The 25,788-nt window shown below is 65.6% G+C and carries 25 protein-coding genes and 1 tRNA gene; 14 read left to right on the top strand and 12 right to left on the bottom strand.

Annotated features, from left to right (window positions below; all coding sequences use genetic code 11):
* Window positions 1-29: 29 nt before the first annotated feature.
* The 3 genes from C8J42_RS06965 to C8J42_RS06955 are packed head-to-tail and all read left to right on the top strand — an operon-like array spanning window position 30 to window position 2,448.
* Complete coding sequence (locus tag C8J42_RS06965) at window positions 30-1,754, top strand: M1 family metallopeptidase (protein ID WP_133019439.1); 1,725 nt, start codon at window positions 30-32, stop codon at window positions 1,752-1,754.
* A gap of 56 nt (window positions 1,755-1,810) precedes the next feature.
* On the top strand, window positions 1,811-2,065 hold the full coding sequence (locus tag C8J42_RS06960) for a hypothetical protein (RefSeq protein WP_243644161.1): 255 nt from the start codon (window positions 1,811-1,813) through the stop codon (window positions 2,063-2,065).
* Entirely contained in the window at window positions 2,062-2,448 is a 387-nt protein-coding gene (locus C8J42_RS06955; protein WP_133019438.1) for a c-type cytochrome, read from the top strand. The genes C8J42_RS06960 and C8J42_RS06955 overlap by 4 nt, the downstream gene beginning before the upstream one ends.
* Before the next feature lie 2 nt (window positions 2,449-2,450).
* Here the strand turns inward: C8J42_RS06955 and C8J42_RS06950 are convergent, their stop codons facing one another.
* The gene (locus C8J42_RS06950) at window positions 2,451-3,575 is read right to left on the bottom strand and encodes an ionic transporter y4hA (RefSeq protein ID WP_133019437.1); all 1,125 of its coding nucleotides are present in this window, start codon (window positions 3,573-3,575) and stop codon (window positions 2,451-2,453) included.
* Window positions 3,576-3,675: 100 nt separating this feature from the next.
* Here C8J42_RS06950 and C8J42_RS06945 point away from each other — a divergent pair, with 100 nt between their 5' ends.
* Window positions 3,676-4,128, top strand: a complete 453-nt coding sequence (locus C8J42_RS06945; RefSeq protein ID WP_133019436.1) for a hypothetical protein — start codon at window positions 3,676-3,678, stop codon at window positions 4,126-4,128.
* Window positions 4,129-4,445: 317 nt separating this feature from the next.
* On the opposite strand, the gene clpX is transcribed toward C8J42_RS06945, so the two are convergent.
* The 5 genes from clpX to C8J42_RS06920 form a co-directional block, all read right to left on the bottom strand.
* Window positions 4,446-5,711 carry an ATP-dependent Clp protease ATP-binding subunit ClpX gene (clpX, locus tag C8J42_RS06940; RefSeq protein WP_056048170.1) on the bottom strand — a complete coding sequence of 422 codons (1,266 nt, stop codon included), beginning with the start codon at window positions 5,709-5,711 and terminating at the stop codon, window positions 4,446-4,448.
* Window positions 5,712-5,834: 123 nt separating this feature from the next.
* Window positions 5,835-6,524 carry an ATP-dependent Clp protease proteolytic subunit gene (locus C8J42_RS06935; protein WP_133019435.1) on the bottom strand — a complete coding sequence of 230 codons (690 nt, stop codon included), beginning with the start codon at window positions 6,522-6,524 and terminating at the stop codon, window positions 5,835-5,837.
* Between the two features lie 211 nt (window positions 6,525-6,735).
* Window positions 6,736-7,662: a glycosyltransferase family 2 protein gene (locus C8J42_RS06930; protein ID WP_133019434.1), complete on the bottom strand. Its 927-nt coding sequence runs from the start codon at window positions 7,660-7,662 to the stop codon at window positions 6,736-6,738.
* Window positions 7,663-7,931: 269 nt separating this feature from the next.
* A complete protein-coding gene (tig, locus tag C8J42_RS06925) occupies window positions 7,932-9,590 on the bottom strand; it encodes a trigger factor (RefSeq protein ID WP_133019433.1) in 1,659 nt (552 codons plus the stop codon).
* Between the two features lie 68 nt (window positions 9,591-9,658).
* A tRNA-Leu gene (locus tag C8J42_RS06920) sits at window positions 9,659-9,743 on the bottom strand.
* A gap of 121 nt (window positions 9,744-9,864) precedes the next feature.
* Between C8J42_RS06920 and C8J42_RS20085 the strand changes: the two genes are divergently transcribed.
* The 3 genes from C8J42_RS20085 (at window position 9,865) to C8J42_RS06910 (ending at window position 10,940) form a co-directional block, all read left to right on the top strand.
* The gene (locus tag C8J42_RS20085) at window positions 9,865-10,020 is read left to right on the top strand and encodes a hypothetical protein (RefSeq protein WP_165895448.1); all 156 of its coding nucleotides are present in this window, start codon (window positions 9,865-9,867) and stop codon (window positions 10,018-10,020) included.
* Between the two features lie 2 nt (window positions 10,021-10,022).
* On the top strand, window positions 10,023-10,241 hold the full coding sequence (locus C8J42_RS06915) for a hypothetical protein (protein WP_133019432.1): 219 nt from the start codon (window positions 10,023-10,025) through the stop codon (window positions 10,239-10,241).
* A 132-nt stretch (window positions 10,242-10,373) separates the two neighbouring features.
* On the top strand, window positions 10,374-10,940 hold the full coding sequence (locus C8J42_RS06910; protein ID WP_243644159.1) for a TIGR02281 family clan AA aspartic protease: 567 nt from the start codon (window positions 10,374-10,376) through the stop codon (window positions 10,938-10,940).
* A gap of 310 nt (window positions 10,941-11,250) precedes the next feature.
* Here the strand turns inward: C8J42_RS06910 and gatB are convergent, their stop codons facing one another.
* The 3 genes from gatB to gatC are packed head-to-tail and all read right to left on the bottom strand — an operon-like array spanning window position 11,251 to window position 14,520.
* The gene (gatB, locus tag C8J42_RS06905) at window positions 11,251-12,732 is read right to left on the bottom strand and encodes an Asp-tRNA(Asn)/Glu-tRNA(Gln) amidotransferase subunit GatB (protein WP_093397113.1); all 1,482 of its coding nucleotides are present in this window, start codon (window positions 12,730-12,732) and stop codon (window positions 11,251-11,253) included.
* A gap of 1 nt (window position 12,733) precedes the next feature.
* Complete coding sequence (gatA, locus tag C8J42_RS06900) at window positions 12,734-14,218, bottom strand: Asp-tRNA(Asn)/Glu-tRNA(Gln) amidotransferase subunit GatA (RefSeq protein WP_133019431.1); 1,485 nt, start codon at window positions 14,216-14,218, stop codon at window positions 12,734-12,736.
* The gene (gatC, locus tag C8J42_RS06895; protein WP_056048145.1) at window positions 14,218-14,520 is read right to left on the bottom strand and encodes an Asp-tRNA(Asn)/Glu-tRNA(Gln) amidotransferase subunit GatC; all 303 of its coding nucleotides are present in this window, start codon (window positions 14,518-14,520) and stop codon (window positions 14,218-14,220) included. The genes gatA and gatC overlap by 1 nt, the downstream gene beginning before the upstream one ends.
* A gap of 247 nt (window positions 14,521-14,767) precedes the next feature.
* Here gatC and C8J42_RS06890 point away from each other — a divergent pair, with 247 nt between their 5' ends.
* Both C8J42_RS06890 and ruvX read left to right on the top strand, forming a co-directional pair.
* Window positions 14,768-15,874 carry a DUF3089 domain-containing protein gene (locus C8J42_RS06890; protein ID WP_133019430.1) on the top strand — a complete coding sequence of 369 codons (1,107 nt, stop codon included), beginning with the start codon at window positions 14,768-14,770 and terminating at the stop codon, window positions 15,872-15,874.
* Window positions 15,871-16,338, top strand: a complete 468-nt coding sequence (gene ruvX / locus C8J42_RS06885; RefSeq protein WP_060524389.1) for a Holliday junction resolvase RuvX — start codon at window positions 15,871-15,873, stop codon at window positions 16,336-16,338. Before C8J42_RS06890 ends, ruvX begins: the two co-directional genes overlap by 4 nt.
* Here ruvX and C8J42_RS06880 read toward each other — a convergent pair.
* Window positions 16,335-17,870, bottom strand: a complete 1,536-nt coding sequence (locus tag C8J42_RS06880; protein ID WP_133019429.1) for a hypothetical protein — start codon at window positions 17,868-17,870, stop codon at window positions 16,335-16,337. The two genes, ruvX and C8J42_RS06880, sit on opposite strands and share 4 nt — an antisense overlap.
* 121 nt (window positions 17,871-17,991) lie before the next feature.
* Here C8J42_RS06880 and C8J42_RS06875 point away from each other — a divergent pair, with 121 nt between their 5' ends.
* The gene (locus C8J42_RS06875) at window positions 17,992-18,978 is read left to right on the top strand and encodes an aspartate carbamoyltransferase catalytic subunit (protein WP_133019428.1); all 987 of its coding nucleotides are present in this window, start codon (window positions 17,992-17,994) and stop codon (window positions 18,976-18,978) included.
* Window positions 18,975-20,195 (top strand): amidohydrolase family protein, encoded by a 1,221-nt coding sequence (locus tag C8J42_RS06870; RefSeq protein ID WP_133019427.1) that lies wholly within the window; start codon window positions 18,975-18,977, stop codon window positions 20,193-20,195. Before C8J42_RS06875 ends, C8J42_RS06870 begins: the two co-directional genes overlap by 4 nt.
* Window positions 20,196-20,350: 155 nt before the next feature.
* On the opposite strand, the gene C8J42_RS06865 is transcribed toward C8J42_RS06870, so the two are convergent.
* The gene (locus C8J42_RS06865; RefSeq protein ID WP_133019426.1) at window positions 20,351-21,667 is read right to left on the bottom strand and encodes a CDC27 family protein; all 1,317 of its coding nucleotides are present in this window, start codon (window positions 21,665-21,667) and stop codon (window positions 20,351-20,353) included.
* Between the two features lie 212 nt (window positions 21,668-21,879).
* Between C8J42_RS06865 and C8J42_RS06860 the strand changes: the two genes are divergently transcribed.
* Both C8J42_RS06860 and C8J42_RS06855 read left to right on the top strand, forming a co-directional pair.
* Complete coding sequence (locus tag C8J42_RS06860) at window positions 21,880-22,938, top strand: SPOR domain-containing protein (protein ID WP_243644158.1); 1,059 nt, start codon at window positions 21,880-21,882, stop codon at window positions 22,936-22,938.
* 353 nt (window positions 22,939-23,291) lie between these two features.
* Window positions 23,292-23,777 carry a hypothetical protein gene (locus tag C8J42_RS06855; RefSeq protein ID WP_133019424.1) on the top strand — a complete coding sequence of 162 codons (486 nt, stop codon included), beginning with the start codon at window positions 23,292-23,294 and terminating at the stop codon, window positions 23,775-23,777.
* A 128-nt stretch (window positions 23,778-23,905) separates the two neighbouring features.
* Here the strand turns inward: C8J42_RS06855 and serB are convergent, their stop codons facing one another.
* Window positions 23,906-24,787, bottom strand: coding sequence for a phosphoserine phosphatase SerB (serB, locus tag C8J42_RS06850; RefSeq protein ID WP_133019423.1), 882 nt, complete (start codon window positions 24,785-24,787; stop codon window positions 23,906-23,908).
* On the opposite strand from serB, the gene miaA reads away from it, so the two are divergent.
* Complete coding sequence (gene miaA / locus C8J42_RS06845; protein WP_133019422.1) at window positions 24,780-25,709, top strand: tRNA (adenosine(37)-N6)-dimethylallyltransferase MiaA; 930 nt, start codon at window positions 24,780-24,782, stop codon at window positions 25,707-25,709. The genes serB and miaA overlap by 8 nt on opposite strands.
* Window positions 25,710-25,788: the final 79 nt, after the last annotated feature.

The raw sequence follows: 25,788 nt of genomic DNA, 5'->3' as shown, positions 1-25,788 counted from the left end.
TGCGAGCCGCCCAGGCGCGAGAACGCGGCATGATCTCGCGCTTATTACTCGCCGCCAGCGCCACCGCGCTTCTCGCCGTCGCCCCGCTTCCGAAGAAGGGCGAGCCCGCGATTACCGCGCAGACGCAGCGTTCGGGTGGGGTGCTGACGCCCGAGCAGACCGCGCTCCAGTTCGACAGCGCGGATTTGGCGTTCGAAGTGCTGCCCGAGACGGAGAGCCTGAATGGCGTGGCGACGTTAACCTTCACCGCGAAGGCCCCCCTCACCCGCCTGCCGATCGACCTCGACCGCAATCTGCCGGTCAGCGCGATTGCGATCGACGGCGTACCGCTCGCCCGTACCGCGTGGAGCAATCCCGAGGGACGGCTGACGATCACGCTGCCCAAGCCGGTCTCAGCCGGTGGCAAGGTCACCGCGAAGATCACCTATGGCGGCACACCACACGTCGCAGTGAAGGCGCCGTGGGACGACGGGACGGTCTGGTCGAAGACACCCGATGGCCGCACCTGGTTTGCGACGACCGCGGAAGGCTATGGCTGCGACCTGTTCTGGCCGTGCCTCGATTTCCCGACCGGCGAGCCCGCGCTGGTGACGCTCCACATCACCGTGCCCAAGGGGCTGAAGGCGCCATCGAACGGCGTGCTGCTCGGCGTCGATACGCTGGCGGACGGGCGGACGACGTGGAACTGGCGCGCCAAGCATCCCAACACCTACGGTATCGCGCTGAACGTCGGGCCGTATGAAGAGATCAGCGGCACCTACAAGAGCCGCTTCGGCAACAGCATCCCGATGTATTACTGGTATTTGCCGGGCGAGAAACCGCAGGCGGAAAAGCTGTTCGCCGAGTTCGCGCCGACGCTCGATTTCTTCGAGAGCATGATCGGGCCCTACCCGTTCGGCGACGAGAAGGTCGGCGTGGTCGAGACGCCGCACAAGGGCATGGAGCACCAGACGATCAACGCCTACGGCAACGGCTACGAGAAGGCGCCGGAGGGGTTCGACTGGCTGTTCCAGCACGAATTCGCGCATGAGTGGTTCGGCAACCAGCTGACCGCCGCCAATTGGGACGATTACTGGCTGCATGAGGGATATGGCACGTACATGCAGCCGCTGTATGGCCAGTGGCGCGAGGGGCGTGCGCGGTACGCGACGATGATGCAGGGCGAACGCACCTCGATCATGAACCTCAAGCCGATCACGCAGCAGCGCATCACTACCGAGGAAGAGGTGTACGAGCTCGACAAGGGCGGTGCGGGGCAGGACATCTATTACAAGGGCTCGTGGATGCTCCACACGCTGCGAAGCCTGATTGGCGACAAGGCGTTCTTCGACGTCACACGGCTTGCGGTTTATGGGCGCGCGGATCCAAAGCCGGGCAATTTCGCGCCGCGGTTCGGGTCGACGAAGGAATATGAGGCGCTCGTCCGGAAGGTGACGGGGAAGGACTATAAATGGTTCTTCGACGTGTATCTTCGGCAGGCGGCGCTGCCTGAACTGGTTGAGACGCGGACGGGGAATACGTTGGGTTTGGCTTGGAAAGTGCCGGGCAATGGCCCCTTCCCGCTTCCGGTACAGGTGCAGATCGATGGGAAGATGCGGACGCTGCCGATGAATGGGGGGAAGGCGAGCTTGTCGGTCCCGGCGGGCGCGCATGACGTGATCGATCCGGATGCGCTGGTCTTGCGGCGTAGTGTTGCATTGGAGGACGTGGCTGCCTGGAAAGCCGCGCAAGCTGCGAAGGCCAAGCCCCAATGACCTCTCCACCGTTCCCTCGCGAAAGCGGGGGCCCAGAGTCCCAAGAGACGGCGCCCGTGACTCCTGGACTCCTGCGTGCGCAGGAGAACATCTGGGGATCGCGCGCGGCGGAGATGGCGGCGATCTTCATGGTCGGCGACGGGTTGATCGGCCTCCTCCAACCCCGCCGCCACGTCGATCTCTGGAAGGACGAGGCGCTCGGAACCGAGAAACTGGTGAAGCCGTTCGTCGACCAGCCCGGCCGCCGTCGCCTCTACGCCGTCGTGCAGATCGCCGCCGGCCTCGCCTTGGCTGCACGTCAGAAGCGATGACCCTGCCGCGGTGGCCCCTGCTGGCGCTGGCGCTCGCCGGCTGCGGTTCGAACTCCGACACCGGCACGACCAGTCAGATCGCCAGCGGCGAACGCGTCTTCCGCCGCTGCACCGCGTGCCACACGATCGGGCAATATGCGGGCGATACCGATGGGCCGAACCTCTACGGCGTGATGGGCGGGCCCATAGGCGAACGACGCCCGCGCTTCTCTTATACTGCCGGGCTGAAAGCACTCGGCGGCAACTGGGATGCCAAGCGCATGGATGTCTGGCTCACCAACCCCCGCCGGATGGTGCCCGGCACGACGATGGCGTTCGCAGGTTTGCCCGACTCGAAGGACCGCGCCGACGTCATCGCCTACCTGTCGATGCAAGGCCCCTAAGCTTAGGGCACCACCGTCGTGAACAGATAGGCCGCGAAGATCACGAGGTGGACGACGCCCTGCAACACCGTCGTCCGCCCGGTGCCGAGCGACAGCGTCGCGACGAACAGCGACAAGGCCAGCAGCGTCATGCTCTTCGCATCGATGCCGAGCGCGATTGGCAGGTCGAGCACCAGCGACACGATCGCCACGCTCGGGATCGTCAGCCCGATCGTCGCCAAAGCGGAGCCTAGCGCGAGGTTGAGGCTGGTCTGCAACCGGTTGCGCCGCGCCGACTTGTATGCGGCGAGGCTTTCGGGCGCGAGCACCAGCGCTGCGATCACCACGCCGACCACGGTAAGCGGCAGGCCGGCACCGAGCACCGCGGCCTCGATCGTCGGCGACAGCGTCTTCGCGAGCAGCACCACCGACACCAGCGCCACCAGCAGCGCGGCGAAGGCGATGCCCGTCGCGCGACCCGATGGCGGCGCAGCGTGATCGTCCTTGTCGTCGGTCGACGGCAGGAAATAATCGCGGTGGCGCACCGTCTGCACCAGCACGAACGTCCCGTAGAGGATCAGCGATACGACCGCGACAAACATCAACTGCGACGCCGCATAGGTTGGGCCCTGCGTCGACGACGTGTAGTTGGGCAGCACGAGCGACAGTACCGCCATCGCCGCCAGCACGCCGAGTGCCGCAGTCATGCCCTTCAGCGTGAACCGCTGCTCGTGATGCCGCACCGCGCCCGCGAGCAGGCAGATGCCGATGATGAAATTGAGGATGATCATGATCGCCGCGAACACCGTATCGCGCGCGAGCGTGGTGGCGTCGCCGGCATTGGAGAGCATCAGCGATACGATCAGCGAGACCTCGATCACGGTGACGGCGATCGCGAGGACGAGCGTCCCGAACGGCTCACCGACCTTGTGCGCGATCACTTCGGCATGATGGACCGCGGCGAGCACGCTGCCGATCAGCACGATCACCGCAGCCGCGGTACCGAGCGTGCCCATCTTGGCGAGCCCGACGAGGACCGCGACGAGCCCGAGAACCGGGGCGATCAGCGTCCAGATCGGAAGGGCCATGCGGTCCGGCATTGTTTCTACCACGTGTTCGTTCGGTCGGTCGGCCACTTCGATCGTCATGCATGCTCCCTCGTTCCACTTGGATAACGAATGCGCGAGGGCGGATAAGGGTCCGAGTCGCCGCGATTGCGGAGCGGTAAGGATCGAGTAGGCTGCACCGATGCTGTCCGCCGATCTTTGCCAAACGCTCGTCATGACCGTCGATGCGATGCGGGATGCTCGATACCCGTGGTGGGTCATTTCCAGCGCCGCGGTGGCGTTGCACGGGGTGGTGCCGATTGAGGTCGGCGATGTCGATGTGCTGACGAGCGTGGTGGATGCTCGGCGGGTGATGGACAGGCTTGGCGTCGTACCGATCGAGGATGGCGCGAGTTCGTTGTTCCGATCAACGTTGTTCGGGCGGTGGGAGACGCCGCCTTTGGTCGTCGAGATCATGGCGGGGTTTCATGTTGCGACGGGCGCGGGTTGGATGGAAGTGCTGCCCCGGACGCGCGTATCTGTCATCGTCGAAGGGTCCGTCGTTTATGTGCCTGACCGGGTGGAATTGGCCGAGATGCTCAGGCTGTTCGGACGTCCCAAGGATTTGGAGCGGGTTTGGCTGTTGACCTCATAGATTTAGCACCGGAGCCGTCCGCGCTGTTTCTACGGCGCAGTCGCCGTGGGGCGTTTCCCAATTCCAGTTGGGAGAGGGTGAGACGTCGGAGACAGCGGTGGGTCAGGACGCGACGGTTGATACGATGCGCTGCCCTACCCTTCCCAGTCATCCTGACGAAAGTCAGGATCCAGGGTTACGGCTGGCTGACCTTCGCGGCTCTGGATCCTGACTTTCGTCAGGATGACGGGTGGAGGCTTTTCGGAGCGCGTGTACCCAAAACGAAAAAGGGCGCCGATCGCTCGACGCCCTCTCCCGTATCTCAAACCAGTTCCGCTTTAAGCAGCGTCGCCAGTCTTCTTCTTCTCCGCATAGACGCGGATCGGTTCCTTGCGGCCTTCGATCACGTCCTTGTCGATCATCACCTCGTCGACGCCGTCCATGCCGGGCAGGTCGAACATCGTGTCGAGCAGGATGCTCTCCAGGATCGAGCGGAGCCCGCGCGCGCCGGTCTTGCGTTCGATGCCCTTCTTGGCGACCGAGACCAGCGCGTCGTCGGTGAAGCCGAGCGCGACGTCCTCCATCTCGAACAGCTTCTGGTACTGCTTGACCAGCGCGTTCTTCGGCTCCTTGAGGATCTTCACCAGCGCGTCGACGTCGAGATCCTCGAGCGTCGCGATCACCGGCAGACGACCCACGAACTCGGGGATGAGCCCGAACTTGAGCAGATCCTCAGGCTCGACAGACTTCAGCGTCTCGCCGGTCTTGCGCTCGTCCGGTCCGGCGACATACGCACCGAAACCGATCGACTTGCCCTGCAGACGATCACCGATAATCTTCTCGAGACCCGAGAACGCACCGCCGCAGATGAACAGGATATTGGTCGTATCCACCTGCAGGAATTCCTGCTGCGGATGCTTGCGCCCACCCTGTGGCGGCACCGACGCAGTGGTGCCTTCCATCAGCTTGAGCAATGCTTGCTGCACGCCCTCGCCCGACACGTCGCGCGTGATCGAGGGGTTCTCGGCCTTGCGCGAGATCTTGTCGATCTCATCGATATAGACGATCCCGCGCTGCGCCCGCTCGACGTTGTAGTCGGACGCCTGGAGCAGCTTGAGGATGATGTTCTCGACGTCCTCGCCGACGTAACCCGCTTCGGTCAGCGTCGTCGCATCGGCCATCGTGAACGGCACGTCGAGAATGCGCGCGAGCGTCTGCGCGAGCAGCGTCTTGCCGCAACCGGTCGGCCCGACGAGCAGGATGTTCGACTTCGACAGCTCGACATCGGCACCCTTGGCGCCGTGATTGAGCCGCTTGTAGTGATTGTGCACCGCCACCGACAGCACGCGCTTGGCGCGCTTCTGGCCGATCACGTAATCGTCGAGGACGTCGCAAATCTCCTGCGGAGTCGGCACGCCGCCGTCCTTCTTTGACACCAGCGCAGACTTCGTCTCCTCACGGATGATGTCGTTGCATAGCTCGACGCACTCGTCGCAGATGAAGACCGTCGGCCCGGCGATCAACTTGCGGACCTCGTGCTGCGACTTCCCGCAGAACGAGCAATAGAGGGTGCTCTTCGAGTCGCCACCGCTCAGCTTCGTCATTCAATTACCTCTCGCGCATGTCGGTGCACGTGCCGTTTCCGGGGCCGCTACCGTAACGCACCCCGGAGTTCCTACAATCAAATAAACCAGCGGGGTTTACGATTCACCCCATGCCAGTGTCGCTTAGGCCGGTTTCGCACCATCCTCGGACACCGCCGGACGCTTGTCGAAGACCTCGTCGATCAGCCCGAAATCCTTCGCTTCGTTCGCTTCGAGGAACGTATCGCGGTCCATCCGGCGCTCAATCTCTTCGATCGGCTGGCCGGTATACTGCGAATACAGTTCGTTCATGCGCTTGCGGATGCGCAGGATCTCGCGTGCCTGGATCTCGATGTCGCTGGCCATGCCCTGTGCACCACCCGATGGCTGATGGATCATGATGCGTGCGTTGGTCATCGCGACGCGCATGCCGGGCTCGCCGCTCGCGAGCAGGAAGCTGCCCATCGACGCGGCCTGACCGATGCACACGGTGCCGACGCGCGGACGGATGTACCGCATGGTGTCATGGATCGCCATGCCCGCCGTGACGACACCGCCCGGCGAGTTGATGTACATGAAGATGTCCTTCTTCGGGTTCTCGGACTCGAGGAAGAGCAGCTGCGCGGTGATCAGCGAGGCCATGCCGTCCTCGACGCCACCGGTCACGAAGATGATGCGCTCGCGGAGCAGGCGCGAGAAGATGTCGAACGAACGCTCGCCGCGGTTCGACTGCTCGATGACGATGGGAACCAGGCCTGCTTGCGTCTGCTGCAGGCCGAGCCCGGCGCTGGCCAACAGGCTCGCGAAATCGCCGGTCTCGAACGGATTGTGCATGGAAATCTCTCTTATGCCCCAGTGAACCGCTAACATCGGCGGTCCGAGAGGGGAGTTCAAGCCCTGCCTGCCGCTCGGCGCTTTGGCGAGAGGGAGGGTACGCATGCGCTTGTGGGTGGGAGCGTGCGGGGAGGTTGGCGAATCCCAACTTCCCCTCTCCCTCCCGTCGCCGAGTGGCTCCTCCTTCCCTCTCCCCGATGGGGCGAGGGAATCAGATGCCTGGGGCGGGGTAGGCCAGATAGGCCAGGCGGCGAACTTCGCGGCGGCCGCGGACTACCGTGTCCAGGATCAGGCCGGTGAAGACGTTGAGCGCGGCGAAGATGCCGAGGCCGGTGATCAGGATCGCGGTCGGGAAGCGCGGCACCTGGTGGATCTCGATGTAGGTGAGCACCAGCGGGATGCCGAGGATCAATGCGAGCAGGCCGAACACGCTGCCGATCGCACCGAAGAACCATAGCGGGCGCTCGATCCGGTAGAGCGTCATGATCGTGCGGAGGATGCGCCACCCGTCGCCGTACGTGCTGAGCTTCGATTCGGAGCCTTCGGGGCGCGCGTAATAGGGCGTCTCGACCTCGCCGATCGGCATCTTCAGTTCGAGCGCGTGGACGCTGATCTCGGTCTCGATCTCGAACCCGGCAGACAGCGACGGGAAGCTCTTCACGAACCGGCGCGAGAAGACGCGGTAGCCTGAAAGGATGTCGGTGAAGCTGCGGCCGAACAGGCGGGCGAGCATACCAGTGAGCAGCGCGTTGCCGAACCGATGCCCGCGGCGATAGCTTTCCTGGACCTGGCTGATGCGCGAGCCGACGACCATGTCGAGCTGCCCGTCCAGGACACGAGCGACCAGATTCGGGGCGGAGGCAGCGTCGTAGGTCGCGTCGCCGTCGGCCATGACGTAGATGTCCGCGTCGATGTCCGCGAACATGCGGCGGACGACGGCGCCCTTGCCCTGGATGCGCTCGGTTCGGACGACGGCTCCGGCGGCGCGTGCGACCTCGATCGTGCGGTCGGCGCTGTTGTTGTCGTAGACGTAGATCGTGGCGCCCGGCAGCGCATCGCGGAACCCGGCGATCGTCTGCGCGATCGCGGCGTCCTCGTTGTAGCACGGGAGCAGGACGGCGATTCTCGGTTCGGTCATGGCCTGTCCTTGCATTAAGACGCCACGATCGACGTATGACGCCTTTGGGCTGAACACCTTGGGCACGGACGCCTCTTCGCTTCCTTGTTCTCCCGCGAAGGCGGGAGCCCAGTCTGGGTCCCCGCCTTCGCGGGGAAACAATTTCTTACCGATCCCCATCCACCCGTCACCCCGGACGTGTTCCGGAGTCCACCGTTCCACGTGCTCATCGGCTTGAGAGTGTGCGGAACGGTGGATGCCGGAACAAGCCCGGCATGACGGGGAGAAGCTTACGCCTCGGTCTTCGTCGGAGCCTTCTTCGCGCGCGGCTTCTTCGCCGGTGCGTCGGCAGCTTCGGTGCCCTCTGCGTTCTCGGCAGCAACCGGCGACGATTCTGTCACAGCCGTCTCTGCTTCGACCGGAGCTGCCTTCTTCTTGGCAGGCGCCTTCTTCGCAGGCTTGGCCTCTTCCGTCGTGTCCGAAGCAGGTGCCTCTTCCGTCACGGTTTCGTCCGAAGCACCGGCGTCGTCGGCAGGTGCTGCCTTCTTCTTTGCAGCAGCCTTCTTCTTCGGCTTGTGATTGTCGTGATCATGCGTGTGCGTGCCACTGGCAAAACCATCCTCGCTCTCGATCGCTGCTTCCAGCTCCTCGCGCGTGGCTTCGCGGTCGGTGATCTCGGCCTTCTCGAACAGGAAGTCGACGACCTTGTCCTCATACAGCGGCGCGCGCAGCTGGGCAGCCGCCATCGGCTCCTGCTGGACGTACTGCATGAACTGCTGGCGCTGCTCGGCGGGATACTGCTGCGCAGCCTGTGCCAGCAGACGCTGCATTTCCTGGTTCGAGACCTCGACGCCGTTCGCCTGGCCGATCTCGGACAGGAGCAGGCCGAGGCGCACGCGACGCTCGGCAATCTTGCGGTAATCGTCGCGCTCGCCTTCCATCTCGGCCATCGCGGCCTCGGGGTCGGCCTCATGCGTGGCTTCGTGCTGAAGCTGCGACCAGATCTGGTTGAACTCGGCCTCGACCATCGACGGGGGCACTTCGAAGTCGTGACCCTCGGCGAGCTGGTCGAGCAGCTTGCGCTTCATGTGCGTGCGCGTGAGCCCGTTATGCTCCTGCTCGATCTGACCCTTCAACAGCCCCGTGAGCTGCTCGAGGCTCTCGAGACCGAGCGACTTCGCCAGATCCTCGTCGATCTTGCTCTCGCCCGCGGTCTTCACCGACTTGACGGTGATGTCGAACGTCGCCGGCTGGCCCGCGAGCGACTTCTCCTGATACTCCTCGGGGAAGGTCACGTTCAGAACCTTGTCGTCGCCGGTCTTCACGCCGACGAGCTGATCCTCGAAGCCGGGGATGAGACGACCCGAACCGAGCTCGACGCCCATGTCGGTGCCGGTGCCGCCCTCGAACGCAACGCCGTCGGCGGTCTTGCCGACGAAATCGACGGTGACGAGATCGCCCATCGCCGCGACGTAATCGTCGGCTGCGTCGTCCCACTTCTTCTGCTGGTCGGCGAACTTCTGGAGCTGCTCGGTGACCGCGTCGTCGGCGACGGGCACGGTCAGGCGCTCGAGCTTGATGCCGTCGATCGCAGGTGCGGGGACCTGCGGGAGGACCTCCATCTCCACCTTGACCACGGCATCCTTGCCGAGGTCATAGCCGTCTTCCAGCTCGACCGAAGGCTGCATCGCGGGGCGAAGCTGCTTCTCGGCAACGAGCGTCTGGACGCTCTCCTGGATCGCCGCGTTCAGCGCGTCCTGCGTCAGCGCCGGGCCGTGCATCTTGCGGATGAGGTTCGCCGGCACCTTGCCCGGACGGAAGCCCGGCATCTTCATCTGCGGCGCGAGGCGCTTCAGCTCGACATCGACCTTGGCATCGATATCCTTCGCGGTGATGGTGAGCGTAAAGGCGCGCTTGAGGCCCTCATTCAACGTCTCGACAGTCTGCATGTCCGGCCTTTGTCTAAAAGAGCATTCAGGATAATTCTTCGGGCGGTCGCCTCGCCTGCGCGGCGGGCTGGTGCGGGCGAAGGGACTCGAACCCCCACATCTTGCGATACTTGGACCTAAACCAAGCGCGTCTACCAGTTCCGCCACGCCCGCACAGGACATCGCCGTAGCGGGCGCGTCTATACCAACGTTGCATGCCGGGGCAAGCAGATAGGCACCTCCCGACGCAACCGCGCTCCATTACGGACGTTGAACATCCAGAAGGAGAGACATCATGGCTACCCAACCCCCGGCAGAATTCCCGACCCCGACGTCGCCCGTCGAGCCGACTGCGCCGCCGCCGGAGTTCAGTCCACCCGCGCCGGACATCGACGTGCCAGCGCCGGGAACGCCGTCGAACGATCCTGCACCCGTCCAGCCGGAGTTTTGAGCATGAGTAATCCGCATTCCGGCACGAACCCCGCAACGCTCCCCGAGGACCGTGACGAGGATACCCGCAGCGACATCGAACAGGCGGTGGAGTCGCGCTCCGACGCGGTCGAGCGTGGCGAGGGCGGCGACGAGCCCGAGACGTTTACGGATACCGGCATGCCCGACGGCGTCGGTGGTACCGGTGGCGTCGTGAAGAACCAAGACAACGACGCGCAGTAAGCTTGCGTCAGCAACCATACAGGCGGGGGTGGCTATCTATACGACGCCATCCTCGCCAATCAGGACTCGATAATCTCCACGATTCCCACCTTTGCCGAGCACCAGAGCCTGTATATCGCGCTCGGGCTTGCCGTGTTGCTGCTGATCCTGGCGCAGCGCATCCCGATCATCCGCACGCTCGTCAATCTGGCGATGACGCTTGTTCTTGTCGGACTGCTGTTCGTCGCGATCGACCAGCGGCGGCAGTTCGATCCCTATGTCGGCAAGATCGCGCGGTTCCTGAAGATCGAGGACCAGCAGGTGGTCGGCGGCGAGGTCCGTATTCGCATGTCGCCGGATGGCCATTTTTGGGCACGGGCGACGATCGACGGGGTGAGCCAGCGGCTGCTGATCGATAGCGGTGCGACGATTACGGCGATTTCGGAGAAGACGGCGGAGGCTGCGGGGATTGAGGCCCGGGTTGGCGTGGTGCCGATCGTGTTGCAGACTGCCAACGGGTCTATTGCTGCGAAGACGGGGACGATCGCGAGTTTGCGTCTCGGTGCGATCGTCGCGCGGGATTTGCAGGTGGTGGTGTCGCCGGCGTTTGGCGAGACTAACGTGCTGGGGATGAACTTCCTGTCGCGCCTCGCGTCGTGGCGGGTGGAGGAGAACACGCTAATCCTCGTGCCGCATCATCCGCAGAAGGTCGACGGGTAAGGCCGCCTCCGTACACAACCACCCCGGCGAAGGCCGGGGCCCAATTGGAAAGGTTGCAGTAACGAAGCGCTGCCCCTCGTTATCACCGTCCCCCAATTGGGCCCCGGCCTTCGCCGGGGTGGTGTCTGTCGAGGGCGGGCGAACTACACTTCTGCTAGTTCCCTCGCGAACGCGGGGCCCAGGAATCAAGCAGCGCTGCGTTTCTTTACCCTGGACTCCCGCCTTCGCGGGAGAACAGGCAGGGCGGGAGACCAGCAGGTGCGGGAGAGAGAGGGAGAGAGAGAGAGAGAGAGAGAGGAAGTCAGCAGCTTTACGAAGCCACCGACTCCCCAAGCATCCCCTTCAGAACCTCGTTCACCACGGCAGGGTTAGCCTTCCCCCCCATCGCCTTCATCGTCTGGCCCACGAAGAACCCGAACAGCTTGTCCTTGCCGCCGCGGTAGTCCGCAACCTTGTCAGCGTTCGCCGCCATCACGTCGGCAATCACCGCCTCGATCGCGCCGGTATCGCTGGTCTGCTTCAACCCGCGATCCTCGACCACCTTCGCCGCGCCGTCGCCGGTCTCGAGCATCACCTCGAACACCTGCTTGGCGAGACTCCCCGACAGCGTCCCGTCCGCGATCAGCCCCAGCAACTCAGCCGCCTGCGCCGGCGACACCGGCGAATTCTCGATATCCTTGCCAGTCCGGTTCAGCGCGCCGAACAACTCCGACGTCGTCCAGTTCGCCGCCGCCGCCGGCTTCACGCCCGCATCGAGCAACGCATCGAACCACCGCGCCGCCTCGACCTCGGCGGTCAGCACCGTCGCCTGATACGCGGTGATCCCGAGCGCCTCGTACCGCGCGCGCTTCGCGTCCGGCAGTTCGGGCAGCGACGCCCGGCACTCGGCAAGAAACGCATCGTCGAGCACCAGCGGCAACAAATCGGGATCCGGGAAGTACCGATAATCATGCGCGTCTTCCTTCGACCGCATCGACCGCGTCTCGTTCCGATCGGGATCGTAGAGCCGCGTTTCCTGCTGGATCTTGCCACCGGCCTCGAGCACCTCGACCTGGCGCTTGGCCTCCTGCTCCACAACCGCCATCACGAAGCGCACCGAATTGACGTTCTTCGTCTCGGTCCGCGTGCCCAGCTCGTCGCCAGGCTTGCGCACGCTGACGTTGACGTCGGCGCGCATCGAGCCCTCTTCCATGTTGCCGTCGCACGACCCGACATAGCGCAGGATCGATCGCAACTTCCGCAGGTAAGCCCCTGTTTCCGCAGGCGACGCCAGATCCGGCTTCGACACGATCTCCATCAGCGCGACGCCTGACCGGTTGAGGTCGACATAAGACTGGGTCGGATGCTGGTCGTGCATCAGCTTGCCCGCATCCTGCTCGACATGGATGCGCTCGACGCCGATCCGCTTGCCCGCGGCATCCGGATTCTTCTCGTCGAGGCTGATATCGATCGCACCCTCGCCGACGATTGGATGATAGAGCTGGCTGATCTGGTAGCCCTGCGGCAGATCGGCGTAGAAGTAATTCTTGCGGTCGAACCGCGACCATTTGTTGATCTGCGCCTCGATCGCCATGCCGGTGCGGACCGCCTGGCGGATGCACTCGCGGTTCGGCACCGGCAGCATCCCCGGCATCGCCGCATCGACCAGCGACACCTGTGTGTTGGGCTCCGCGCCGAACGCGGTCGCCGCGCCCGAGAAGAGCTTGGCGTTCGACGTCACCTGCGCGTGCACTTCGAGGCCGACCACGACCTCCCACTCGCCGGTTTCGCCCTGAATACGATAATCGCTCATGTTACCACCAAGCCTCTGGTCGCGCGGTAAATCCTGCTCGCTGTTCGATCGCGAGCCCTGCGTTCAGCACGCCTTGCTCGTCGAGCGGCTTGCCGATGATCTGCAGCCCGAGCGGCAGACCCTGCTTGTCGAGGCCACCCGGCACCGACATCGCCGGCAACCCGGCCAGCGAGGACGGCACGGTGAAGACGTCGTTCAGATACATCGCGATCGGATCGGCCGACTTCTCGCCGAGCGCGAACGCGGCCGACGGTGCGGTCGGCGTCAGCAGCACGTCGCACGCCTCCCAAGCCCGCTCGAAATCGCGTGCGATCAGCGTCCGGACCTTCTGCGCCTGCGTGTAATACGCGTCGTAAAAACCCGCCGACAGCACGTAGGTGCCGATCATGATGCGACGCTTCACCTCGGGGCCGAAGCCGTCGGCACGCGTCGCGGCGTACATGTCCTGCAAGCCGGCACCGGTCGGCAGGTCGCGGATCCCGTAGCGGACGCCGTCATAGCGCGCGAGGTTCGACGACGCTTCGGCCGGCGCGATGATGTAATAAGCGGGCAGCGCGTATTTGGTGTGCGGAAGCGAGACCTCGACGATCGTCGCGCCGGCATCCTTCAGCCAGTCGATGCCCTGCTGCCAGAGCGCCTCGATCTCCTCGGGCATCCCGTCGACGCGATATTCCTTGGGAATGCCGACGCGCAGGCCGTTGAGATTGCCGGATAAACCCGCTTCCCACTTCGGTACGTCGAGCTGCAACGAGGTGCCGTCCTTCGCATCGAACCCGGCCATCGCCTCGAGCAGGATCGCGCAGTCGCGGACGTCGCGCGCCATCGGCCCAGCCTGGTCGAGCGACGAGGCGAACGCGATCGTCCCCCAGCGCGAGCAGCGGCCATAGGTCGGCTTGATGCCGCTGATGCCGGTGAAGGCGGCGGGCTGGCGGATCGAGCCGCCGGTGTCGGTGCCGGTCGCGCCGGGGCAGAGCCGTGCGGCCACTGCCGACGACGAACCGCCCGACGAGCCGCCGGGGGCGAGCGAAGCGTTACCGCCATCGTTACGCTTCCACGGCGAGATCACGTTGCCGAACGCCGAGGTCTCGTTCGACGAGCCCATCGCGAACTGGTCCATGTTCAGCTTGCCGAGCATCCCCGCGCCCGCGTCCCACAAATTCTGCGAGACGGTCGACTCGTAAGTCGGCGTGAAGCCTTCGAGGATGTGGCTCGCCGCGGTCGTCGTGACGCCCTTGGTGCAGAACAGGTCCTTCATGCCGATCGGCACGCCGGCCAGCGGCTTGAGCGTCTCGCCGGCTGCGCGCGCGGCATCGGCAGCCGTGGCGGCGGCGATCGCGTGTTCGGGGGTCTCGACAAGAAACGCGTTCAACGCCTTGGCTTGGCTCACCTTTACGATGAACGCATCGGCAACTTCGCGCGCCTTGAAGCTGCCATCGCGGACGCCGTCGCGGATGCCTGCGATGCCGAGATCTGTAAGGTCGGTCATTATTCGATCACCTTCGGCACGGCGAAGAACCCGTGTTCGGCCACGGGCGCGTTGGCGAGGACCTGCTCGCGGATGCCGCCGCCGGTCAGCGGGTCGGCGTTGACGACATCGTCGCGCAACCGCAGCGTGTTGGGGATGACGGCGGTCATCGGCTCGATACCGGTCGTGTCGACCTCTTCGAGCATCTCGATCCAGCCAAGGATGTTTCCGAGTTCCGGCGCCATGCGGGCGGCGTCCTCGTCGGTGATCGCGATGCGCGCAAGGCTCGCGATCCGCTTCACGGTTGCAGTATCTACGGACATGGGCTGCGGCTAGCACCCGGCGCGGCGGGGGCGCAACACCCTTCTAGCGCCGCGTCCTCTTCTGGTTCCCCCGCGGAGGCGGGGGCCCAGGATTACAGGTGGTATCGCCCGAGATCCTGGGCCCCCGCCTCCGCGGGGGAACGAGGCATTTTCGGGTAGCTGCCGGCTTCCCCGACGAGAACGCACCGATTGCAACCTTCCCCCGCATACGGCACGGGAGCCGGACCGCCTGCACGGAAGGTACCGCTTGGCCCGCAAGTTTCTCTATTTCGTCGCCGCGATGATCGTCCTCGCGATCGCCGCGCTGCTCGCCTACCGCCTGTTCGGCACGCAATTGATGCGCGCGGTGATGGTGCCAAGCGAGACCTTCCAGGCGCAGCGCGAAGCTCCGCGCAACATCTACGCGCGAAAGATCATGTGGCTCGCCCGCCCCGATGCGCCGGGCAACCCCGCGCTCTGGACGCCGCCCGGCTACTCGCCCGGTGAACGCGGCACGGGCGCGGCGATCTTCTTCATCCACCCGACGTCGTACATCAACCGCGACCATTGGAACGCGCCGATCGACGATCCCGAGACCAATGCACGAGCGGAGTTGTTCCTGCGCGGGCAGGCCAGTGCATTCAACGAGGCGGGCGACATCTGGGCACCACGCTATCGCCAGGCGACGTTCGGTGCATTCCTGACCAGCGTCGCCGACAGCGAACGCGCGCTCGCGTTGGCTTACGGCGACGTCTCCGCCGCGTTCGACCGGTTCCTCAAGGAAGTCGGTCCGAAGCGCCCGATCATCCTCGCGGGGCATAGCCAGGGTGCGCTCCATCTCACCCGCCTGCTTCGCGACCGCATCGCCACCGACCCGAAGCTGAAGGCACGGATCGTCGCAGCCTATGTCGTCGGCTGGCCCGTTTCGCGTGCGACCGATCTGCCGAAGATGGGCCTCCCCGAATGTCGCGCACCGGATCAGACCAACTGCATCCTGTCGTGGGAAAGTTTCGCCGAACCCGCCGATCCCTCCCTGATCGTCGACGCGTACGACCAGACCACAGGCTTCAACGGCCAGCCGCGCAAGGGCACGCCGATGGTCTGCACCAACCCGCTGACCGGCACCGCGGACGCGACCGCGCCCGCCATCGCCAACCTCGGCACGCTCGTACCATCGGCCGACCTGAAGACCGCGACGATCGCGATCGGCAGCGTCCCCGCGCGCTGTGCCGACCGCGGCTTCCTGCTGATCGGCGAGGGCCCGAACCTCGGGCCGTACGTGCTGCCCGGCAACAACTACCACGTCTACGACTACAGCCTGTTCTGGGCGAACATCCGCGCCGACGCCAACCGCCGCCTGAAGGCTTTCAAATGATCACGCTCTCCGCCGCGCAGTTCCGCGACGCGCTCCCGAACGGCGGCCGCCTGATCGGCCTCGACGTCGGCACCAAGACGATCGGCACCGCGCTTTGCGACGCGGGCTGGTCGTTCGCGAGCCCTGCCCTCCTGATCCGTCGGACCAAGTTCCAGAAGGACAAGGCCGCGCTGGCCGAGATCATCAAGGCGCAGGCGGTCGTCGGACTCGTCATCGGGCTGCCGATCAACCTCGACGGCAGCGAGAGTCCGCGCTCGCAATCGACGCGCGCGTTCGCACAGAACCTCAAGGACATGGGCCTCCCGATCCTGCTCCAGGACGAACGCTGGTCGACCGTTGCCGTCACCCGCACGCTGATCGAACAGGACGCCAGCCGCGCCAAACGTGCCGAACTCGTCGACAAGATGGCCGCCGCCTACATCCTCCAGGGCGCGATCGACGCGCTGGTGACGGCCCAAATCTAGCGCGCGACCCGGTATAGGGTGGACCGGCCGTCGGTCCAGATGACGTGCAGATCGGCGGCCTTTGCAGCCCCTGGTGGGAAGCCGATCGTCCAGACGTGCGTGAACGCGGCGCGGGGAAACCGTGCGATCGTCTTGGCGAAGTTGGAGCCGACGGTCGAACAGATCGACGGAAAGACGCTCTGGGTCGGGTCCCCGGTATAGGGTGCGGCGATCGCGTAGCGAATGTGCAGCGATTGCTGACCTTCGATCGCCCATTGCTCGTTGGTAAACACGTCGCGTCGGACGATCGCGAGGGCAGGAAGGTGATTGCGCCGCAGGTCATCCCACGCGCCTCCACAGGGCAACTCGACTAACGAGAGTACCGCAGCGCCGTGCGGGATGGCTGCGACCGCCGCAAGTTCGCGTTGTTGATCGCTGGAGCGTTCGACAAAGCTCAGCGTCGTGCCGGCCAGGCGCAGGACCAGGAAGGCAGTGGCCATCACGGCCAGCGTGCGTGCCATTCGCGAATCGCGCGGCGCGATCGCGATCAATCCCAGCATCACCGCGGCGGGAGCCATCCGCATGTCGACATAGGCGCCCCCCATCAGCAATCGTGGAAGGACGACGAACGCTGCCAGGCACAGCAGCGCGGGTATGCCCAGCAGCGGCGAGAACCCGAGGCGAGCGCTCCGCATTCCGGCATACAGCATGGCGATCAACGGCAGCAGCGAGAGGAGATCGAACCATGGCCAGTGATCGCGGAACAGCGAAACGAGCCATACCAGCTTCACCGGTGCGTCGAACCAGCCCTCGCCGCCAAGCCCGCCCGCTGCCGCGCCCGTCCCGGCCCCGATAGACGCCAGCATGACGAGGAGCGGGACCGTCATCGACAGACACTGGATCGCCGCACCGACGAGCGCCGCCGGCCAGCCACGGCCTGCCGTGCGAAGCCGCGCGATGTCCGCGCCTGCTGTCATCAGCCCCAGCAGCCCCCAGCCGAAGCTGTGCGAAATCCATATTACGCATGCAACGGGTACGAAGAGCAGCGCGCGTATGATCAGGCGACCCTGTCGCCCCAGCCGGATCCACAGCGCCAGTGCGCAGAACGCCAGCGCCTGAGACAGCGCGAAATTGACGAAGCCGAACTGGAATGGCCAGGCATAGGCGAGCGGCAACGCGAACATCGCGGTCGGCGGTATCCGCCCATGCGCCTCTCGCGCGGCCCATAACAGTCCGGTGGCGGTCAGCATCGGGATCGCGATCACCGCCAGCTTGGTCGCGACCTCGAAGGGGAGCAGGTGTGACACCGCCGGTACGAGCAGGTCCATGCCCAGGTTGGGGATCAGCGCCCAGTGGTAGGCGTAATAGCGCTGGAGATCGGGCGAGGTCGGCAGCGCCATCGCAATATGCCAGCGCCCCATATGGCCGGGCAGGTCGCCGAGCGGGGGCAGCGCGGGCCATAGCAACGGCACCGCGGACGCCAGGACGAGTGCCAGCGCGAACCACCGCGTTTCCCACCATCGCACCATCGTCCGTGCCGCTTCGTCCTGCATATTCCCCCCGTTCGGAATCGCCATCCCATGCCCGGGCTAAAATGCGGTTAACCATGCGGATGCGGCGAGGCGTCGCGCGACGCTTGCCCCCTGCCCCCGCGGACACTATCCCGCGCTTTTAATGCGAACCTCAGATCACCGCCCCGCCGCCCTCATCGAAGGCGGCGCCGTCTTCCCGCACCGGCATCTCACCGGTATCGACGGGCTTCAGCCACACGAGATCGCGTTCCTGCTCGACGAGGCGGAGACGTGGGTCGAGGCGAACCGCACGCACGCGACTCCCGACAAGCGGCTGGCCGGGCTTACCCAGATCAACGCGTTTTTCGAGAACAGCACGCGGACTTTGCTGTCGTTCGAGATCGCGGGGAAGCGATTGGGGGCGGACGTTGTCAATATGCACGCCGCGCAGTCGAGCGTGAAGAAGGGCGAGACGCTGATCGATACGGCGATGACGTTGAACGCGATGCGCGCGGACGTGATCGTGATACGGCATATGTCGAGCGGCGCAGTGCGGCTGATTGCGGACAAGGTCGACTGTCCAGTGCTGAACGCGGGCGATGGGCGGCACGAGCATCCAACGCAGGCGTTGCTCGACGCGTTGACGATCCGGCGGCGGAAGGGCTCGATCGCCGGGCAGCGCGTCGTGATCTGTGGTGACCTGCTGCACAGCCGGGTCGCGCGGTCGAACATCCTGGCGCTGACCGCACTTGCCGCAGAGGTGCGCGTTTGCGCGCCGTCGACGCTGATGCCGCCGATGATCGAGCGAATGGGCGTGCGTGCCTTTACCGATTTCGACAAGGCGCTGGAGGGTGCGGACGTGATGATGATGCTGCGGTTGCAGAATGAGCGGATGGATGGGGCTTATGTCCCCTCCACGCGCGAATACCGACTACGCTACGGCCTGACTCTCGACCGGTTGGCGAAGGCGGCGCCGGATGCACTGGTGATGCATCCCGGCCCGATGAACCGCGGCGTCGAGATCGACTCCGCGGTGGCCGATCATGCGCGGTCGGCGATTACCGAGCAGGTCGAGATGGGGGTCGCCGTCCGGATGGCGTGCCTCGATGTGCTGACTAGGCGGGCGCGCGGCGTGGAGGGTTGGGCATGATCCTCGCGCTCACCAATGCGACGCTCGCCTGCCCGGTTGGCGGCGTTACTAAGGGCAATCTACTGGTCCGCGACGGCGTGATCGTCGCGACGGGGATCGTCGATATTCCGGCCGATGCGGACATCGTCGACTGTGGCGGCAAGACCGTGGCGCCGGGGATCGTCGATCTTGGCGTGGCAAAGGTCGACCGTGCCGCCTTCCGCGCTGGCGGGATCGTGCGGATCGGTCTCATGCCCGACCAGTCGCCGGTGCTGGACGACCCCGGCATCGTCCAGCGCGCCGCGTTGATCGGCAAGCCCGACCTGTGGATCCACCCGATCGCCGCTGCCACGCGCGGGCTCGAAGGCCATGATCTTGCCGAGATGGCGATCTGTCTTTCGGCTGGTGCGAAGGCGGTGGGCACGGGCAAGCACTGGATCGCCGACAGCGGCGTGATGCGGCGCGTGCTCGCCTATGCGCGCGATCTCGACGTGACGGTGATCGCGCATGCCGAGGATGGCGGACTGACCGCCGGCGCGGTCGCGACCGAGGGTGAGACGGCGACGCGGCTCGGTCTGCCTGCCGCACCGGCCGTTGCCGAGGCGCTGGCGATCGCGCGCGACCTGATGCTTGCCGAGGATACCGGCGCGCGGATCCATATTCGCCAGGTTACGACGGCGGCCGGGTTCGACCTGATCCGGGCGGCGAAGCGTCGTGGTGTTGCCGTCACCTGCGGAATCACGCCGGCGCATCTGCATCTGTCGGAGATCGCGGTCAGTGATTTCCGGTCGTTCGCACTGCTGTCGCCGCCTTTGCGGGCGGAGAGCGATCGTCGTGCGGCGCTCGAGGCTATCGCAGACGGCACGATCGACGTGCTGTGTTCGGGGCATGAGCCGCGCGGGCCGGAGGAGAAGCGGCTGCCGTTCACCGATTCGAGCAGCGGGATGGCGGGGGCGGAGACGCTGTTGCCGCTCGCGCTGATGCTGGTGCGTGACGAACTGCTGACGCTGGAGCGGCTGTTCGCGCTGCTCGCCAGCAATCCGGCGCGGGTGCTGGGGCTGGATACGGGGACGCTGGAGGTCGGCAAGCCGGCCGACCTGATGCTGTTCGACCGGCTCGCGCCTTGGCAGATCGTCGGGGAGGCGTTCCTGGCGGAGGCGGGGAATACACCGTTCGATGGCTTGCCGGTGCAGGGGCGCGTGTTGCGGTTGTGGAAGGGTGGGCGCGAGGTTCGGTGAGTTCGCCGCTTCGATTGTACACTTAACCACCCCGGCGGAGGCCGGGGCCCAGTTGGGGGACGTCGCAAACTGAGGACAACGCTCCGTTACGGCTACCTCCCAACTGGGCCCCGGCCTTCGCCGGGGTGGTCGTTGCTCTGGCCGAGGCGCCCCTCCTATCGCGACGCCATCTGCATGCCGGGTTTGCGCAACCATTGCGCCATGACGTCGCCCGCGCCTTGGCGGACGAAGCAGGCGCCGCCCTTGGCGTGATACTGGCGGCACATCGCATTCGCCGCCGACTTGCTGAACCCACCGACCGACAGGCGATAGACATCCTCGCCCTTCGCCTTGAACGTCATGCCGTTCGGCGAATAGCTGGCGAGCACCGCGAATCGGCGTGCGGCGCGTGCCCAGCCGTCCCTAGCGACCCCCGCGCTCTCGAACGCGCCGAGTTGGACGTACCAATTGCCGGTCGCGGGTGCCTTTACCTGATACGCCGCGGTCGCCATGGCGCGACCCGATGAGACGGGTGCGGACGCGACCTTGATCGGGCCGCTGGCCGGACGGAGCATCATCGTCGGCAACGCCTGGACGACCTCCTGCCGCGGTCCGAACGCAATTTTCGAGACGCCAGCTCCTGACACCGAAGCGATCTGCACAGGCGCAGCTTCAGTCGGCGCAATGACCGGATCCGCTGCCGCCAAGGCCTGTTCGGGAACACCCGGTGTCTCCGGCGCTGGCGCGTTCAACGCCAGCGCGACCGGCTGTCCCGCATCCGCCACTGCGCGAACGCCGAGCAGGCTCGCCACCTGGTCGGACGCCTTGGCCGGCTGGGCAAACAGCGCCCATTGCTCGAGCCGGGCGTCGACGTCTGCTGGTGCCATGTCCGCCGCCGCGACGACGCGTGCCTCCTGCCAACGTCCCGCCAGCGCGAAGCTCAACGCCAAATTCTGGCGTATCTTCGCATTCGAAGCTGGCGAACGGGCGGCTTCGGTCAGGACCGCGATCCCGCTAGCGGTATCGCCCGCGAGCGACAGGGCAAGGCCACGATCGACCGCTGGGATGATCGCAGCGTTTGCTTCGAGGCTGTGGCGTGCCGACTGCCAGTCTCCGGTCGCGATCTGCGACAGCGCGAGGTTGAGCGCCGCCCTGCCGTTGGTCGGCGACAGTTGCAGCGCGTCGGCGAACGCGTGCGAGGCCGAGGCGAATCGCCCGCCCTTCAGATAGCTCTGGCCGAGCAGCATCCGGTAGTCCGCCCGCTGCGGCATGAGTGCCACCGCACGCTCTGCGTAACCGATCGCGATGGGACCATCGTTGCGCGCGAGTGCCGCCTGCGCCTGCCCCGCAGTGCCGGCCGCGGCCTTTGTCGCGAGCGCCGCATTACGGTCGCTGGCCGAGGCGATGCCGCCCCCGTTCGCGGCACAGCCGACCATCGTACCCCCGAGCAGGAGGGCGGAGATGCCGCCGAGGAGGAGAGCGCGCGTGGTCATCGGGGCAATCCCTGTTTCATGGCAAACGCTAGACCGCACATAGTTCCCACTCCCGGTATTCGCATACGCAGTGCCATGTCGGTTTAAAGAAGCGGTTAACGCGACTTCATAATGACTTACCGAGGCGCGATGTTGGGGATTGGGAACGGTCGCCCTTTGCCTTGCGCGACGAACGGCGGCATGGTGGCGGCGAGACGGTATGAGGGATGGCGATGACGGTTCGGCGTAAGCTTTTGGTGGGTGCGATCGCGTTGAGCGGAATGCTGGCCGCCGCCCCCGCGTTTGCCGATGTGAAGGCCGGCGTCGATGCCTGGGCGAAGGGCGATTATCCGCGTGCGATCACCGAGTGGCGCCCGCTGGCGGTAGCAGGCGATGCGGACGCTCAGTTCAACCTGGCGCAGGCATACAAGCTCGGGCGCGGCGTGACGCTGGATCCGGTGCTGGCCGAGAGCTGGTTCCGGAAGGCGGCGATGCAGGGGCATGTGCAGGCCGCGGACAATTACGGGCTCGCGCTGTTCCAGGCCGGCAAGAAGACGGATGCGCTGCCGTGGCTGCAGAAGTCGGTCGCGCATGGTGAGCCGCGGGCGCAACTCGTGCTCGGGACGATGTTGTTCAACGGCGACGGCATACCGCGCGATTTCCCGCGGGCTTATGCACTGATGACGCGGGCCTCGGCATCGGGATTGCAGTCGGCCTCGCAGACGCTGGCGCAGATGGACCAGTATATCTCGCCCACCGACCGCGAGAAGGGCACCGCGCTGGCGCAGCAATATGCGTTGCAGTCCCCGCCGCCGGGGCCTTCGCGTGCTACGGTCGGGCAAACGCCGGTGGCGCCGTCGCGTATCGCCAGCGCGCCGCGTCCGTCGAAGCTGCCGCCGACTTCGCTTCCCGCGCGCGTTCCCGGGCCGACACGCGAACCGGCCCCTACGCGGGAACCGACACCGACGCGCGAGCCGGCACCGGTCAGGCAGGCGCAGGTGAAGCCGCCCAAGCCTGTGCCGACGAAACCTGCTCCGGCAAAAGCTATAGCGGCCAAGCCCGCGCCCGTGCGTGCGACGGGCAATTGGCGCGTTCAGCTTGGCGCGTTCCGCGATCAGGGCAATGCCGAGACGCAGTGGAACAAGGTTCGCGGCAAGCTGCGCGGTGCACAGCCCTTCTACGCGAAGGCGGGCGGCGTGACGCGGCTCCAGGCGGGTGGTTTTGCGTCGAAGGCAGATGCTACGCGGGCTTGCTCGGCGTCTGGCGTGGCGTGTGTGATCGTTGCGCCCTGAGCGAATGAGCCCGGCGGCTACGATACTCATGACGAGGATGTGCGCATGTTCTTCCTGACCTTAGCGTTGTTGTCGGCGCCATCGACTTGCACCGAGGTCAAGCAACAGTGTCGCGCGTGTCCTACCGCGGGTAACGTCAAAGGGTGTTCTACGGTCGGGATCGCGTGCCAGCCGACGCGTCGCATCTGCGAATCTGCCGTTCCTCCGAAGTCCGTCGCGCGGGCGGACCGGGTGGCTGACAAGAAGGCGCGCTGAGCGATCGTGCTTTGCCCGCCAGATGAGCGATCGGGTGCGGCAGGGATCAAATAGCCGGACCGGTCGTTTCGTTTCGACATCGACCGGGAGCTAGATGCATGATTTCGAAGACCTTGGCGCTGGCACTTGCCGGCGCAACGCTGTTGGCCGCGTGTTCTGGCGAGCAGCCTGCGACGACTACGAGCAACGGCGCGATGGTGGATAACGGCGTATCGCTGCGCAACCTTGGCGAGACCGAGGTAGCGGTGCCAAAGCCCGAACAACTGACGGTGAAGGGGCGGCTGATCCCTACGCCATCCGACCCGACGTCACGGCATTTCCTGTTACGGGAGCGGAAGGCCGTCGGAGGCACGATCATCGCGATCCTGCGGCAGGAGCATGATGGCAAGGTCGCTTATGCGCGCACCGAGACGGATTGCGGCAAGCGGTTGTTCCATGTCCTCGGTGTCGGCCCGAACCGCGCGCTGGTCGAAACCAACGTAGCGCATGATGGCCCGTTGCGGCCGATCAAGGGTTTGCCGTTGCGTGAGGAGCTTGCGACCTATGTTTGCGCGGCGAGCGGTACGCCGCTGGCGAAGACGTAAACCTCACTTCTGCGCCCCTCCCTGGAAGGGAGGGGTTGGGGGTGGGTCGGCCGGTTTGAGTCACGACGGTCCGATCACGCGGAAACCGACCCACCCCCTGCCCCTCCCTTCCAGGGAGGGGTAAGAATTTAGTCCATTACCCAATCCCGCCGCGCTATTCCTTGGGCATAAAGTAGCGTCGTCAAGTCGCCATGATCGATGCGCGCGGCTGCCGCAGCCGCGACAATCGGCTTGGCGTGGTAGGCCACGCCCAGCCCCGCCGCCTCGATCATCGCCAGATCGTTCGCACCATCGCCGACGGCGAGCGATTCTTCGACCACGATCCCCCGCTCGGCGATCGCCGCCCGTAGCGTCGTGAGCTTAGTGTTCGATCCAACGATCGGCTTGGTCACCATCCCCGTCAGCGTTCCGCCCTCGATCTCCAGCACGTTGGCGATCGCACGGTCGAAGCCGATCTCCTTCGCCACTGGCTCCGCGAAGCGCGTGAAGCCGCCCGATACCAGCACCGCCAGAGCGCCCCGCGACCGCATCGTCCGTACAAGAGCCTTCGCGCCGGGCATGATCGTGACGCGCTCGGACAGGCAGCGTTCGATGTCGCTTTCCGCCAGCCCCTTCAACAGCGCCACGCGAGCGTCGAGCGCGGCTTCGAAGTCCAGTTCACCGCGCATGGCGCGTTCGGTGATCTCTGCGATCTGCGGCTTGATCCCGGCGTAGTCGGCGAGTTCGTCGATGCATTCGACGGTGATCATCGTCGAGTCCATGTCGGCTACTAGAAGCTTCTTCGTGCGAGTCAGGCTCGATTGCACGACGACGTCGGTCGCGGGGAATGCCCCCTCGAGCGCGCCCCGTGCCGCGTCCGGCGCCATCCCGAAGATCAGGTCGGCGGCGTCGCCCTCGTCGATCCAGCCGCTCGCACCCGGTGCGCAGCCTGCGTCGCGCAAGTGGTCCATCGCGGTCGAAATATCGCCTGCGGTCACCGTGCCCGAGGCTATAAGCGTTGCCGTGAACATAGAACATCTCCCGAAGGTCGCGCTCATCGCAGGGCCGACCGCGAGCGGCAAGTCCGCGCTCGCGCTCGCCATCGCCGCGCGCCACGACGGCGTCGTCATCAACGCCGACTCCGCGCAGGTCTATGCCGACCTCCGCATCCTCACCGCCCGCCCGTCGGCAGAAGAGGAAGCGAGCGCCCCGCACCGGCTGTTCGGCCATGTCGATGCCGCCGATGCGACCTACTCCGCCGCGCGCTGGGCCGCCGAGGCGACGCTGGCGATCCGCGATACGCTCGCCAAGGGGAAGCTGCCGATTTTGGTGGGTGGCACGGGGCTTTATATCCGCACCTTGCTCGACGGTATTGCGCCCGTCCCAGAAATCGACCCAGCCCTTCGCGATCAAGTCCGTGCTCTCCCCGTCGCCGAAGCGCACGCCGCACTCGCGCAACTCGATCCGCAAGCCGCCCAGAAACTGAACGCAGCCGACACCACCCGTGTCGCCCGCGCGCTCGAAGTCGTCCGCGGCACCGGCCGGACGCTGGCCGATTGGCAGACCGAGAAGGTTGGCGGGATCGGCGAGACAATCGACGTCCGCGCGCTCATTCTGATTCCCGACCGCGACTGGCTCAACGCGCGCATCGACCAGCGCTTCGCCGAAATGGCCGACACCAGCCGCAAGGAGATCACCGCGCTCCTTGCCCGCACTGACATCCCGCACGACGCCCCCATTCGCCGCGCGATCGGTGTGGCCGAAATCGCCACGCTCGTCCGCGGCGAGACTTCGAAACCCGACGCCATCGCCGCCGGATCACTCGCCACGCGGCGCTATGCCAAGCGCCAATATACGTGGCTCCGGCACCAGCCGCCCGCCACCTGGGCGCGCACCGAAGCCCTCGACCTCCAAACGCGCCTGCAGCAATTTGAAACTATATTGCTCAAATGATGTTTGACACGCATCTTTTATATCGATAGCCGGCCCATCCACGAGACGCTAAAGGCAGCGTTCTCGCAAAGGATGATAT

The organism is Sphingomonas sp. PP-CE-1A-559 (assembly GCF_004340965.1).
GTDB lineage: Bacteria > Pseudomonadota > Alphaproteobacteria > Sphingomonadales > Sphingomonadaceae > Sphingomonas.
Note: the sequence above shows the minus strand (reverse complement) of the source record. Positions and strands in the feature narration are given on the sequence as shown.